The organism is Chitinophagaceae bacterium, from assembly GCA_016717285.1.
Taxonomy (GTDB): Bacteria; Bacteroidota; Bacteroidia; order Chitinophagales; family UBA10324; genus JACCZZ01.
The window spans coordinates 412384-428288 of the sequence record JADKFU010000005.1 but is presented as its reverse complement, the minus strand read 5'-3'; the positions used below and the strand labels follow the sequence as shown (position 1 = coordinate 428288).

Here is a 15905-nt window from a genome sequence, read left to right as displayed (position 1 = left end):
GCCCATTTACTTTTTCCTCCAGGGCAGGAAAACAAAAAACAAGTACACCAATGCAAAAAAGGTGGTGAAATAGATATTTGACCAGGGCACTCTGCCGCCATCATAACCACCCATCTTCACGATCACAATAAAAGCGAGGTAAGCGATAATTATATACCCTGCAATTCTTGCAAGCAGCGATTCGTGAAAGGGTTTCATGCTTTCTGAAATTTTCAGCAAAGTTATCTCCCGGTTGCGGCTTTCGAAATTTAATTGCACTTCAGCTGCTCATAATTGCAATTGAACTTACGCGTAATAGAAATGTTTTATTTTTTAGTTCTCCGTTTCATTCAGAACCACCCAAGATGTCCTATTTTTGCGCTCGTCAAAAAAATCGAATCGATAATAATCTTAAATCATGGCCACAAAAGTCTCCACCAGCTTCCTCAAAAAACTAAAATTAAAATCCATTTCCTCCGGCGCTTCAACCGGAGCAGCTTGGTTAAAAACCTCAGGTGAAACATTAGAATCCTATTCTCCGGTAGACGGAAAACTGATCGGAAAGATCCGGTTGGCTTCACGCACTGATTACGAAGTAGTGGTTTCCACCGCAGAAAAAGCTTTTCGCGAATGGAAAAATATTCCTGCTCCCAAACGCGGCGAAGTAGTGCGCCAGATCGGTGATGAACTTCGTAAAAACAAGGAAGCGCTTGGCGCATTGGTGTCTTACGAAATGGGTAAGAGTCTGCAGGAAGGAATGGGCGAAGTGCAGGAGATGATAGACATCTGCGATTTCGCGGTCGGACTTTCACGTCAATTATACGGCCTTACGATGCACAGTGAAAGACCTAATCACCGTATGTATGAACAATGGCATCCATTGGGTATCATCGGCGTAATCTCCGCTTTTAATTTTCCGGTAGCCGTCTGGTCGTGGAATGCGATGATTGCATTGGCCTGTGGCGATGTAGTGGTTTGGAAACCTTCTTCCAAAGTTATGTTGTGTGCCGTTGCTACGCAGCAGATTATTGCTTCAGTGCTGAAAAAGAATAATGTGCCTGAAGGTGTTTTATGTCTTGTGGCAGGAAGTTCCGGCGAAGTGGGTGATGTGATGCTGGAGGACAAACGCATCCCGATGATATCCGCAACCGGTTCAACACGTGTAGGAATTAGGGTAGCACAAAAAGTGGGAGAACGTTTAGGTCGTTCCATTCTTGAATTGGGTGGAAACAATGCCATCATTATTTCTGAAAATGCAAATCTTGATCTCGCCATTCGGGCAGTAACATTTGGCGCGGTGGGCACAGCTGGACAGCGTTGCACCACCACACGTCGATTGATCATTCATGAAAAAGTATATGAAGAAGTGAAAAAGAAACTGACGAAAATTTACAGTCAGTTGAGCATTGGCAATCCATTGGATACCGATAATCATGTAGGTCCGTTGATTGATAAAGGTGCGGTGAATGATTTCCTTTCCGCCATTGATAAAGTAAAAACTCAGGGTGGCAAGGTGCTGATTGGTGGAAATGTAAAACAGGGAAAAGGATATACCTCCGGTTGCTATGTAGAACCCTGCATGGCCGAGGTAAAAGAAAATCTTGCTATCGTGAAGCAGGAGACCTTTGCACCTTTGCTTTATCTCATGAAATACAAAACGATGGAGGAAGCCATTCACCTGCACAATGATGTACCGCAGGGATTATCCTCCGCCATCTTTACGGAAAATATGATGGAGATGGAACACTTTCTTTCAAATACCGGAAGCGATTGTGGTATTGCCAACGTAAACATCGGCACCAGCGGCGCGGAAATCGGTGGTGCCTTCGGTGGCGAAAAAGAAACCGGTGGCGGACGTGAATCAGGCAGCGATAGTTGGAAAGCATATATGCGCCGGCAGACCAATACCATTAACTATGGTAAAACGCTGCCGTTGGCGCAGGGGATTAAGTTTGATATTTGACGTGAATGAATGGCAACATGGTTAAATTGCTACAGGGTTGCGGCGAAGCCGGAGAATAATCGCATCTTTCAAGTATTCAATGATTCTTTGTTACAAAGCATTTCAATCAACGCCGTCATCCTAATTTAGGACTGACACTCTAACGAACGCCGTCATTGCACAAAGGACTCTTCGAGCGATCCCCAGACCATGCCAAAATGAAAAATTCAAAAATGCACAATGAGTAGCCGGCATTGACTGGGGAGAAGCAATCTCCACGGACGCATGAAATGTTCCCAACAGAATTTATTCCTATAAAAACTGATTCGATCATACTCTTTGAATCTCCCAATCCCGAAACAATTACTCCCACTTTCCACATCATCAACATTCATAAAATCATAAATCAACTTTCCACTTACCTTTGCCGCTTATGATTTCCATTAACAACATTTCCGTCTTTCATGGCGGTGAAGCACTTTTCGAGGATGTTTCCTTTTTCATAAATGACAAAGACCGTATCGGCCTCGTGGGCAGAAATGGTGCGGGCAAGTCAACGCTGATGAAGATCTTATCAGGAAACAGCAACCCTGATACCGGTAATATTTCCTTTCCGAAAGAATTTACCCGCGGTTACCTCTCTCAGGAACTTACTTTTCATGGTAATAAAACCGTGCTGGAAGAAACAGAAACTGCTTTTCAGGAAATTAAAGCACTGGAGAAAAGATACGATGACCTGACCGAGCGTGTGAGTCATCATACCAGTCATGAAGCACCTGACTACATGGATCTGCTTACTGAATGGCATGATGTAGGTCACCGACTCGAAATTCTCGGAGTTGGTAAATTAGAAGAACAGATGGAGCGCATCCTGGTAGGTTTAGGATTTGCCCGAACTGATTTTTCGAGAAGCGTGGCTGAATTCAGCGGCGGCTGGCAGATGCGGATTGAACTTGCAAAACTGTTGTTGCAGAAACCTGATTTGCTTTTGTTGGATGAGCCAACAAATCACCTTGATATTGAAGCCATCATCTGGCTTGAAGAATTTTTGCAGGAATATGAAGGTGCTGTATTACTTGTTTCGCACGATCGCGCATTTCTAGATCGCGTAACCAACCGTACGATTGAAATCATTAACCGCAACATTGATGATTATCCGGCTTCCTATTCAAAATTTGTGGACCTGCGAAAAGAACGCAGGGATCATTTGCTGGCGCAGAAAAAAAATCAGGACAAAGGAATCCGTCAGACGGAAGTGCTGATTGAAAAATTCAGGTACAAAGCATCAAAAGCAAAATTCGCGCAGTCACTCATCAAGCAGCTCGACCGTACAGAACGCATTGAAGTGGATGATGAAGATAATTCCGCTATCCGTTTTCGTTTTCCGGAAGGACCACGTTCCGGTCAGTTGGTGTTTGAAGCAAAGCATGTTACCAAACGCTATGGTCACAAAGTGATTCTGAAAGATATCACGTTTCATGTAAACCGCGGCGATCGCATTGCATTTGTAGGAAAGAATGGTGAAGGAAAAACCACCATGGCAAAAATTATGGTGGGCGAAGAACCTGCTGATGGAGACGTAACGCCCGGCTACAATGTGAAGATTGGTTTCTATGCCCAGCACCAGGCAGATCGTTTAAATGGTGATGAAACAGTATTCAATACAATTGATAAAATTGCGCCTTCAGAAATGAGTGCACGTGTTCGCAGTCTGCTGGGCGCGTTTCTTTTTCGTGGCGATGATGTAGATAAAAAAGTAAAAGTGCTTTCAGGTGGAGAAAAATCACGTCTTGCACTTGCAAAATTGTTGCTGGAGCCAGTGAATTGCCTTGTGCTGGATGAGCCGACGAATCACCTCGATATGCGTTCTAAAGAAGTGCTGAAAGAAGCATTGAATAATTATTCGGGAACACTCATAGTTGTTTCTCACGACCGTGATTTCCTGGATGGGTTGGTAAACAAAATTTTCTACTTCCGTGATCACAGCATCAGGGAATATATTGGTGGCGTGTATGATTTTTTAGAATCACAGAAAAAAGCTTCCTTCCGGGAATTGGAATTATCAAGAGGGTTGCTTGCATCGGGGAAAAAAAATGGCGTGGAAGAAAAAAACAAAAATTCCAATTCACCCAACGACAAGCAGAAACAAAAAGACCTCAAAAAACTGGAGCGGCAGGTTTCAGATGCTGAAAAAAAGATTGCTGAACTGGAAACAAGCATTGAACATGTTGAAATAAAACTTTCAAAACCTGAATTGCTGAGTGCAAATGAATCGAAAGAAATTTATGCGCACTACGAAAAACACAAACAACAACTTGCTGAAGAAATGAGTCGCTGGGAAAAGTTGGGCGCTGAATTGGAAAGGTTTAGGAATAATTAATCGTTTGTATTGTAATTACATGTAGTGGTCGGTGAAGAACACAGACAAAGCCCGAATAATAAAAAGTTTTAATTTATTAATTTTATTTTAAATACCTGGATATAAGGTCTGGAAAGTTCTAATATCAAAACAGGTTTTTGGATTGATTTATCAACCTGCAATCATAAACCGTCTGAAGTTTCTTTGCTGTTTTGAGATAATATTTATGAAAAACAGGATTATAGCAATATTAATTTTTAATCAACGACTTTGCGACTGAACATATAGTATAAAATATAATACTATAATCCTATTCAGGATAGGTATATGCGTGCAGAAATCATTCAAAATCGCTTTTTTGTACAGTTCACTTATAACAGAATTATAATTGGATAAATATTAACAATTGCGGCTTTCTTCTATGAAAACAGGTATGCATTATCCGTTATCGAACCACAATCGTACCTCTAAAATTTCGCAGTTGGGTTATGGAACGGCGTTTGCAAACGTGCCGCTGTAATAAAAACAGGTATTATGAAAAGGTTCGTTAAAATGTTTGCAATACTTGCTGTGATAACAACGAGTATGTGGGTGATACCAGCTAAAGCTTCAGCACAAATTGCAGTCAGCTACCAGCTTTTTTACGATCAACTCAGTCCATATGGTTCATGGGTAAGTTACCCAAACCACGGATATGTATGGTTGCCGAATGCAGGACCCGGATTCAGTCCGTATGCTACGGCCGGACATTGGATATTTACTGAATACGGATGGACGTGGGTATCAGATTATTCGTGGGGTTGGGCGGCTTTCCATTACGGCAGATGGTTGTTTGATCCTTTTTATGGCTGGCTCTGGGTTCCGGACTCTGTATGGGGACCCGCCTGGGTGGTATGGAGATCAAGTCCTGACTATTATGGATGGGCTCCGTTAAAACCGGGCATCAGCATCAATGCTGCGTTTGGGACAGGTTATAAAGTACCGAATGAATGGTGGGTCTTCGCACCTAGTTCGCATATTACCAGGCGCGACATCCCTAATTATTATGCTCCACGCACTAACAACGTGACCAACATCAAAAATACTGCGATCATTAATCGCACGTATGTGAACGAGAAGGAACACATCACTTATTCATATGGGCCAGATCGTGATGTTGCGCAAAAAGTTACAGGCACTCCTATCATCGCTGTAACAATTAAAGATCGCAGCACACCCGGTGAAAGTATGAGCAACGGTCAACTGAGCATCTATAAACCTCGTGTAGAGAAAACATATGCGAATGGATCAACACCTGTTCCAAAGAAAGTGACTGATCTTGCCGTTATGAAAAAGAAGGAACCTGCATCCATCCAATCATCACTTCAGGATCAGCCAAAGTCAAATACTTCAGTCAAAACATCTCCTGCTACAAAACAAATCCCTGTACAAAGTAAGGAGGAGAAACCTGCAAATAACAATGTGAAACAACCGAACATTGTAGCACCGCCAAAGCGAGAACCGAAGCAAGTGAACCCACAGCCAAAATTAGTAAGTCTGCCTGAGGCAAATTTTGTAATTCCTTCAATACAACAAGTGGCAAAGCATGCAGCTAATCAATCCTCAGGGCAATTTTCTGCCAGTACAATAAAGGTGGAAAAAGTGAAAGAGCCGGAGGTAAAACAACAATTAGGGGAATCGTTTGTAAAGAGAAAAAGGTTAATGAAAGCAGAGCAATAAATAATCCTGATTATTTTCAGAGAAAGGGTTTCAGCCAAATTGGTTTGAAACCCTTTTAATTTTTTTCATTCGATTTTCAATACAGTAATAATTTTTTTTCAATAATAATGGATGTCGATCCTGGTCGACAGATAAATAAATCCTGCTCAGCCACTTTTTTCGTAATATTCCAAACTCATTTTTTTTCATGCACATCGTTATTCTCGGCAATGGCATTTCAGGTATTACGGCGGCGCGTCACATTCGTAAGGGAAGCGATCATCGCATAACGGTAATTTCAAAAGAGAGCGAATACTTTTTTTCACGCACAGCGCTCATGTACGTATACATGGGTCATATGAAATTTGAACATACAAAACCGTATGAAGACTGGTTCTGGAAAAAGAACCGTATTGATCTTATGCAGGATGAAATTATGAGTGTCGCCATTGAAAACAAATCATTGATCTTAAAAACGGGCGCCACAATTACTTACGACAAACTAATTATCGCAAGCGGCTCACGACCTAAAAAATCCGGATGGCCCGGCCAGGATTTGAAAGGTGTACAAGGCCTCTATTCAAAGCAGGATCTTGAAAGCATGGAAGTTTATACAAAAAATATTAAACGTGCTGTGATTGTAGGTGGTGGATTGATCGGAATTGAAATGGCAGAAATGTTAGCGTCACGGAATATTCCGGTGACTTACCTGGTACGTGAAAAACATTTCTGGGGAAGTGTGTTACCGCAGGAAGAAGCAACCATGATCAACAAACACATTCTGGACCATCATATTGATCTCCGGAATAAAACTAAACTGGCTGAAATTCTTTCTGATGAAGACGGCCGTGTAAGAGGAGTGGTAACTGATACCAATGAGATGATTGAGTGTCAGTTTGTAGGACTTACTATTGGAGTAACTCCTTCTATTGACTTTTTAAAAGGAAGTGGTATCGCTTGCAGGCATGGTGTGGTGGTGAATAAATTTCTTGAAACAAATATACAGGATGTGTATGCAATCGGAGATTGCGCGGAATTCACTGAACGCTTACCGAACCGGAAGCACATTGAACAGGTTTGGTACACCGGGAAAATAATGGGTGAAGCAGTTGCTGCAACTATTTGTAACCAGCCTATGGAATATACTCCGGGCAATTGGTTCAACTCCGCAAAGTTTTTTGATATTGAATATCAAACCTATGGCTGGGTATTTCCAGGATTGCAGGCAGAGGAGCAAACATTTTACTGGGAAAATCCCGGGAAACAAATAAGCCTGCGCATCAACTTTCATAAAGTTTCACATGCAATAAATGGTGTAATGGTTTTAGGAATGCGGCTACGGCACTTGACGTTTGATCAATGGATTCGTGAAAAGAAAACCGTAGAATATATACTTGAACATTTACCGGAAGCCAACTTTGATCCTGAATTTTATAAACAACATGAGCGATCTATCATTGATAAATTCAATGCAGAGCATGCAACAACTCAACTTCAGGTGAAAGCAAAGCGTGGATTATTTTTAAAAATTTCAAATCCATTTCAATCAGCAGGAAGCCGATGAGTATTATTATGAAATCAGGAATTGCCATTACACTGGCAGGTTTGTTATTGTTTTTTGGAAGTTTCTTTGGAAGCAGTTTTCAGCTTACCAGCGAAATCCTTCAGCAGACAATTTCAGATTCGGCACACTTACAACAAATTCAACCTGAAGCAACAGCGATGCTTAACAAAAACTATTCTTCAGGATTTACTTTCGCAAATGATTTCAAAAAAATTGTAGCGGACATCAATACAAAAAACCGTACTGCTCAACAATGGGATAAAGTAATTTACAGTGACTACACTTTCGCCATCACTAAAAATTCAACCAGCGGATACATTAAAGAACACAATAAATTATTGCTGTTGCTGATTGTGATATGTATTTTCTTCGGTGCATTGCTGTATATCATTCCAAAATATGGATTGGGTTTGAAAGGAATTAAAAACAACCATATTTATTTCGATAAATTAAATGCACGCGGGTGGGTTGGAATATTGATTGGTACCTTGCTCATTCTGTTTTATATCGTGCTCTATTGGTTTCCTTACTACCTCACCAATTGGGTTATACTGGTTGATCCTGTTAGCAGGTTTCTTAGCGGCAATGATGCCAGTCAGTGGTTTCTCTATGGATTTCTTTATACCATAGCAGTTATTGTAATGGGTATTCGCATGCTGCTCAAGTACCGGCACAATACGTATCAGCAAATAAGAACAGGCTCTGTGATGTTTTTTCAAACTGCACTTGCTTTTATCATTCCTGAAATTCTTGTTTCGCTCAACAAGCCGTGGTACGATTTTAAAAACATCTGGCCGCTCAATTACAGTTTCTTTTATGATTACAATCTGAAAAATATGATTCAGGCAGGAACTATCGGATGGTTCATGTTGATTTGGGGAATTGCACTTATCATCATTGCTGTGCCTGTGTTATCTTACTTCTTCGGCAAACGCTGGTATTGTTCGTGGGTATGCGGCTGTGGCGGACTTGCAGAAACATTAGGTGATCCATTCCGGCAGTTGTCAGATAAATCATTAAAAGCATGGAAGATTGAACGATGGATGGTTCATGGCGTATTGGCTTTTGCTGTGGTGATGACCGGTACAACTCTCATCAATTATTTTTCTGACTATAAATTATTGGGTAATGCTACGAACAACCTGCACCAGTGGTACGGCTTTTTGATTGGTTCTGTTTTTTCAGGTGTAGTGGGAACAGGTTTTTATCCATTGATGGGAAACCGTGTATGGTGCCGTTTCGGATGTCCGCTTGCAGCTTATTTAGGAATGATGCAACGATTCAAATCAAAGTTCAGGATTACTACAAATGGCGGGCAGTGTATCTCCTGCGGTAACTGTTCCACTTATTGCGAAATGGGAATTGATGTGCGTGCCTATGCACAGCGCGGAGAAAATATAGTTAGATCATCTTGCGTAGGTTGTGGTGTGTGTGCGGCGGTGTGTCCGCGTGGAGTTTTAAGATTAGAGAATGGACCTGAGGAAGGAAGGTTTGATTCGCAGGTGATTGTTATATCAGGTGATAAGGTGAAGGTGAAATTGTGATTGGTTATTTCATCTATTAATTGTTAAATGGTTGAATTGCTAAATGGTTGCGGCGAAGCCGGATAATAGGTCACCAATCTAAGTCGCCTTAACATTTGCGTCGCCACTCAATCAACGCCGTTATTATCCAAAGGGCTCTTCGAACGATCTCGCTAAGAAAGCACTTCCATTTACAACACTGACCAACCAACGCCGTCATTTCGAGTAAGAACCATTTCAAAAAATGGAAAAAAATACGTCTATTCAAGTAAAAGGCTAAATTGGAATTGCAATTCAAAATTTGGGTACTCATTATCAAGCATTTGCATGGACGTCATTGTAATCCCGCCTTGCAAGCACTCTGATTTGCAACACTGTTTTTGGCGGGAGAAGCAATATCCTGATGCATCATTTTTTTTCAAATTGGTTTGGTAATTAAATCCTTGGAGATTGCTACTCCCGCTCTATACATTGTTTGGTAATTCTTACGAAGTTAAAGGCGGGATCGCAATGATGGCATTGTTTGAAGTTTCTTACTCACTCAGAAGAAAAATAAAAACCACAAAAAAACTCCCTGAAAAAAGCAGGGAGTTTTATGAGCCGCAGTTTAGTACCAATATTTATCGCTGATAAACTAATTGACCTAGATAAACATGATCTCCAACCAACATTTTTACATAATAAACTCCTGATGGAATGCTGTTATCGAGGTGAATCTCCTGTTCCGCTTTTCCATCAACTACTGAAGCCTGTATCATTTTCATCTGCTGACCAAGCAGATTCAGCAGTTGAATATTTACGGTTGCATTTTCTTCGCTGATCTCTCCTGGTAAATTCATTTCTACTATAAAATTTCCATTTGTAGGATTTGGATAGAGATTCATCGCTACATCTCTCTCCACGTTTGCAACTGATCCTTCCTTACAGCTCTTCGAAACAGTCTTTACGGCAGAAGTTGTACTGCATCCTCCGGGAGTGGTTACTGTTACTTTATAGTTGCCGGCACTGAGGAAGCTATTTCCGACCAAGTAGCTTTGATTGGTTCCAACGGTCTGGCTGCCCTTCTTCCATTGGTACGTGTACCCGGTTCCGAAGTTTGCAGTAAGTGTTAGGCTGGGGTTAACACACAAATCTAACGAGCCAGATGCTGTGATGGTTGCCACCGGCAGAGTTTTCACGATAGCCACAGCAGTGGAAGTTTTGCTGCAACCGTTGCTGCCTGTGACAGTCACTTTATAGTTACCGGCAGTGGTGGCCACATACGTTGAATTCGTGGTGGAAGGGGTGATGGGGTTAACTCCTTTCAACCACATATACAATAATCCTGAACCGGTATTGGCCTGTAGCGTAATACTCGCATGGACGCAAAGATCATTTGAGCCTCCGACCACCGCAGCAGTAGCCAAGGAGGGTAAGCTTAATGCTGTAACAAATGTTGGAGCAGAAACAGCAGTGCAACCAAAGCCGTTGCTTACGTGAACAGTATAACTACCGGATTGTTGAACACTGAACGTTTGAGTGCCATTGCCTGTGCTGATGAGATTTGTATATCTATACCAATTGTAGGTAATGCCAGTGCCTCCATAGGCCGTGAGTGCCGTGAGTGTTGAACCTGCACAAAGAGCAACCGAACCTGAGGGATTTACGGTTACAGTCATGGGGTGATCATCTACTATGCCGTTGCAATCCTCATCAATAAGGTTGTTACAGATGTCAATTCCGCCGGGATTAATTGACGAATTGCCATCATTACAATCTCCACCTCCCAATAATGCTGTAGTGGTATAACCTGCACCAGGGTTGCAATGCTGTACTACTGCGCTGCCCGTGTAATAATGATCGCCATCGGCGTCAAGATACCAGGAAGGTGTTACGCTTCTTGTTTGAACGGGTGTAGTTCTATTCGTAGTGGTTCCATCACCCAATTGACCGTCGCTATTTTTTCCCGTTGCCCACACAGTGCCGTCATTCTTTAAAAACAAGGAATGAGACGCCCCCGCCGAAATTGCAGTGATGCCGCTTAGTCCGCTCACCTGAACAGGTGTAGTTCTATTCGTAGTGGTTCCATCACCAAATTGACCATAGCCATTCCATCCCGTTGCCCACACGGTGCCGTCATTCTTTAAAAACAAGGAATGATACGCTCCCCCCGCAATTGCAATGATGCCGCTTAGGCCGCTCACCTGAACAGGTGTAGTTCTTTTCGTAGTGGTTCCATCACCCAATTGACCATGAGTATTATCTCCCGTTGCCCACACGGTGCCGTCATTCTTTAAAAACAAGGAATGAAACAATCCCCCCGCAATTGCAGTGATGCCGCTTAGGCCGCTCACCTGAACAGGTGTAGATCTATTCGTAGTGGTTCCATCACCCAATTGACCTTCTATATTTCTTCCCGTTGCCCACACGGTGCCGTCATTCTTTAAAAACAAGGAATGTTCTTCTCCCGCCGCAATTGCAGTTATGCCGTTTAGTCCGCTCACCTGAGCAGGTATAGTTCTAGTCGTAGTTGTTCCATCCCCCAATTGACCCCATAAATTCGACCCCGTTGCCCAAACGGTGCCGTCATTCTTTAAAAACAAGGAATGAAAATATCCCCCCGCAATTGCAGTGATGCCACTTACTACGCTCACCTGAACAGGTGTAGTTCTATTCGTATGAGTTCCATCACCTAATTGAAATGCATCATTTCTTCCCGCTGCCCACACGGTGCCGTCATTCTTTAAAAAAAATGATTGTAATTCTACCCCCGCAATTGCAGTGATGCCGCTTAATCCGCTCACCTGAACAGGTGTAGTTCTAGTCGTAGTGGTTCCATCCCCCAATTGCCCTAAACCATTCCATCCGCAAGAACCAGGCTTTCCAGGATAGGTGAAATCAAGAAATAGGGAGTGACTCCACCCTGCTGCAATAGCTGAGTAAATACTCGGGCTGGTAATAAGAGATGGATCTGCATCATCAACTAATCCATCGCAATCATCATCAAATCCTCCATTACAAGTTTCAATTGCTCCGGGATGAATGGCATCGGTCGCATCATTGCAATCATTAGCATTAGAAACATAACCAAAAGGCTGGCTGCAAGCGGAAACGGAAGCATTCACATTTCCATATCCGTCCACATCAGCATCGGCATAATAAGTATTCAAACCAATAACAGAAGGATCAACAGCATCAACTAATCCATCGCAATCATCATCCACTGTATTACAAGTTTCAGTTGCGCCGGGATGAATTGCGCTGTTGAAATCATTGCAATCAGTATGTGATGTAGTGAAATTTGCTCCCGGGTTTGTGCAATATCCGCTACCCGGATCGTTACTGCTTCCATATCCATCAGCATCAGCATCAATATAAAAGATAGCGAATACCAGTCCTTCATCAATCAGACCATTGCAATTATCATCAGCACTGTTGCAGAATTCAGGACTGCCGGGATGGGTAGATTCATTTCCATCATCGCAATCATTATTGGTCAAGGAAGTTCCTGCGGGCTGAATGCAAGCAAGAATCGGAGTACCTCCACCATAACCATCACCATCGCCATCTGCATAATAAGTACCAACTCCGGTTACAGAAGGATCAGCAGCATCAATTAATCCGTCGCAATCATCATCCACTGTATTACAAGTTTCAGTTGCGCCGGGATGAATTGCGCTATTGAAATCATTGCAATCAGTATGTGATGTAGTGAAATTTGCTCCCGGGTTTGTGCAATATCCGCTACCCGGATCGTTACTGCTTCCATATCCATCAGCATCAGCATCAATATAAAAGATAGCGAATACCAGTCCTTCATCAATCAGACCATTGCAATTATCATCAGCACTGTTGCAGAATTCAGGACTGCCGGGATGGGTAGATTCATTTCCATCATCACAATCATCATTGGTTAAGTAAGATCCTGCTGGTTGAACACATGCAAGAATTAGAATGCCTCCACCATAACCATCTCCATCTGCATCAGCATAATAAGTATTCTGACCAGTAATTGAAGGATCTGCATCATCCCCCAATCCATCGCAGTCATCATCAATACCACCATTGCAAATTTCTATTCCTCCCGGATGAATGTTCGCATTGTTGTCATCGCAGTCGTTGCTGGTGGTGGCGTAACCTGTTGGCGTAGCACATGAACAATTCATAAACACAGGTGCCCCTGCGCCAAAACCGTCATGGTCATTATCAGCATAGTATGTACAGGAAATACACTGAAAAATGTTCTGCGGAATTATAGTGGTATTTCCCAATTGTCCATAGTTGTTGAGTCCTGCGCTGCAGTATTCGTTCGTTGATGATTTAATTCCAATGCTGTGAAAATCGCCCCCTGCAATAGCTGTCCAGGTATTATTTGTTCCCACTTGTATAGGATTTCCTGTATCATTGTATGTGCCATCGCCTATCTGCCCTTCCACATTGCGTCCCCACGTATAGACTGTTCCATTGGTTTTCATGCCAGTGCTGTGTAAAGAGCCTCCTTCAATCTTTGCCCAGTTATTATCAGTTCCGGCCTGCACAGGGGAAGTTCGCGCATTGAAGGAAGTGCCATCTCCCACTTGTCCATAGATGTTCCAGCCCCAGCCCCAGAGCGTTCCGTTTGTTTTGATTGCAAGTGAGTGAACACCGCCGCCTGAAATAACAGCCCAGTCATTATCTGTTCCTATCTGTATTGGAACATCGCTTTCTGTTACTGTTCCATCGCCCAATTCCCCGTATCCATTGTAACCCCATGCCCACAGCGTGCCATTCGTTTTAATGGCAAGCGCATGAGAACCTCCGGCAGCAATCACTGCCCAGTCGTTGGCTGTTCCGATCTGCGTAGGGATATTGGTGGAGTTGCCGTTGGTGCCATTGCCCAATTCGCCCAGGTCATTAAATCCCCATGACCAGATGGTGCCATCAACTTTTAATCCAAGGTTATAAAAATGACCGGCAGAAATATTCACCCAGTTATTGTCTGTGCCAATTTGCACGGGACTGGTTTTATTAATAATCGATGCATCACCTAACTGGCCGTAGTAGTCGGATCCCCACGCCCAAAGCGTGCCGTTTGTTTTCAGGGCAATGCTATGCATTCTACCTGCCGAAACAATGCTCCAGTCATTATCAGTTCCTACCTGAACGGGACTGCTTCTGTCTGTGGTAGTTCCATCACCTAATTCGCCTTCGGTATTCAATCCCCACGCCCACAGTGTGCCGTTGGATTTTATGCCAAGGTTGTGGTAGCTGCCGGCGGCAATTTTTACCCATGTTGGTATCGTAAAGTTTTCATCAACCTGGGAATTGCAATTATCATCCACACCATTGCAAACTTCCGTTGCTCCGGGATGAACGGATGCACTTGCATCGTTACAATCGGTATTATCAGTTATGTAACCGGCAGGTGCAATACAAGTAAGAACTGATACACCTGAATTACCAAAACCATCACCATCTGCATCAGCATAGAAATTTTGTGGGGTGCATGGAATGTTTTCGAAATATTGGAAAGCGGAATTTCCATCCCCTGCCATTAAATCAAAATCTCCATCGCCATCAAGGTCGGCAAATGCAGGGGCAGACCAATAACTAATACTAATTAATCCGAATGGATTTGTTTGAACCGCTGCAAATAGAGGAGCTGTAAGTGTTCCGGTATTTTGGAAGTATTCAAAGCTTCCAGAGAATTCACCTGCCATAATATCCATATCACCATCACCATCAAGTTCCGCAAAGGTAACTTTAGAGAGACCGCCATTAACAGTACCAGTTAATCCGAAAGGATTGGATTGCACCCCACCAAATACAGGCACAGCAGTCGTTCCTGTATTTTGGAAGTATTGAAAGTTGCCTAAAGCATGCCCTGACATCATATCCATATCGCCGTCGCCATCAAGGTCCACAAATGCAGGTGCAGAATAATTATTTCCAATATTTGTTAGTCCGAAAGGATTGATTTGTACCGCACCAAATACAGGGGCAGTAGCCGTTCCGGTATTTTGGAAGTAGTAAAAGTTGCCAAGACCATGCCCTGACATCATATCCAGATCGCCGTCGCCATCAAGGTCGGCAAAGGCAGGTGTAGAAATATATCCATTACCGGTTAATCCGAAGGGATTGGTTTGCAGAGCACCAAATACAGGAGTGGTAGTTGTTCCGGTATTTTGAAAGTACTGATAGTTGCCATATTGTTCACCTGCCATAATATCAAGATCACCATCGCCATCCAAATCGGCAAATGCAGGTGTAGAATAGGCAGCAACGGCAGTCAATGAGAACGGATTAGACTGCACAACGGCAAAATTTTGCGCCTGTGATGCATTAGCTTGAAATAACAAGAGGCAGATACCTATCGCGATCGGAACTACTTCTCTTTTATGCAATGATATAAATCCAACCAGCACTTTGAACAATTGCGGCAGGTGCATATCAAGAATGTCTTGATTAAAATGCGTTTTTCCCTTAGGCGCTGGAGTTTGAATTTTTTTACGGGATGCGTAGACGTATCTGATCAATTTGTTGTTTAGTAGAACTTGTTTCATCTGATGCTGATTTAAGCGTTAAAACATAATAAGTGAAATCATGAGCAGTTAATTTATCTAAATGATTTGCCGGAAAATGTTGCATCAATATTTAATCAATGTGTTTGCTCGCAATCTACCAGTTTTATTCTTTATCCCAATTGCTGATTTCACGTTGTTCTTACTCAACGCAAATTCTTCCGATGTAATTAAGTAGTTATCGTCATGCCTTACAAATATAGCTTCACGCTTCATCAAAACCAGGAACAATGAACAGAATGCGTTTGGGAATGTTCAAGTGGTCGCCTTGAGCTGACGAACGGCGCATATTAGCAGCATA

General features: G+C 42.7%; 7 protein-coding genes. 5 read left to right on the top strand and 2 right to left on the bottom strand.

Features of this window, described 5'->3' with window-relative positions:
* Positions 1-6 precede the first annotated feature (6 nt).
* Complete coding sequence (locus IPO83_11680; GenBank protein MBK9731925.1) at positions 7-198, bottom strand: hypothetical protein; 192 nt, start codon at positions 196-198, stop codon at positions 7-9.
* 199 nt (positions 199-397) lie between these two features.
* Here IPO83_11680 and IPO83_11675 point away from each other — a divergent pair, with 199 nt between their 5' ends.
* The 5 genes from IPO83_11675 (at position 398) to IPO83_11655 (ending at position 9086) form a co-directional block, all read left to right on the top strand.
* Positions 398-1942, top strand: a complete 1545-nt coding sequence (locus IPO83_11675; GenBank protein ID MBK9731924.1) for an aldehyde dehydrogenase family protein — start codon at positions 398-400, stop codon at positions 1940-1942.
* A gap of 412 nt (positions 1943-2354) precedes the next feature.
* Positions 2355-4301, top strand: coding sequence for an ABC-F family ATP-binding cassette domain-containing protein (locus IPO83_11670; GenBank protein ID MBK9731923.1), 1947 nt, complete (start codon positions 2355-2357; stop codon positions 4299-4301).
* 513 nt (positions 4302-4814) lie between these two features.
* Complete coding sequence (locus tag IPO83_11665) at positions 4815-5999, top strand: hypothetical protein (GenBank protein MBK9731922.1); 1185 nt, start codon at positions 4815-4817, stop codon at positions 5997-5999.
* Between the two features lie 187 nt (positions 6000-6186).
* Complete coding sequence (locus tag IPO83_11660; GenBank protein ID MBK9731921.1) at positions 6187-7542, top strand: NAD(P)/FAD-dependent oxidoreductase; 1356 nt, start codon at positions 6187-6189, stop codon at positions 7540-7542.
* Positions 7539-9086 carry a 4Fe-4S binding protein gene (locus IPO83_11655; GenBank protein ID MBK9731920.1) on the top strand — a complete coding sequence of 516 codons (1548 nt, stop codon included), beginning with the start codon at positions 7539-7541 and terminating at the stop codon, positions 9084-9086. The genes IPO83_11660 and IPO83_11655 overlap by 4 nt, the downstream gene beginning before the upstream one ends.
* 599 nt (positions 9087-9685) lie before the next feature.
* Here IPO83_11655 and IPO83_11650 read toward each other — a convergent pair.
* Positions 9686-15586, bottom strand: coding sequence for a VCBS repeat-containing protein (locus IPO83_11650; protein MBK9731919.1), 5901 nt, complete (start codon positions 15584-15586; stop codon positions 9686-9688).
* Between the last annotated feature and the right edge of the window lie 319 nt (positions 15587-15905).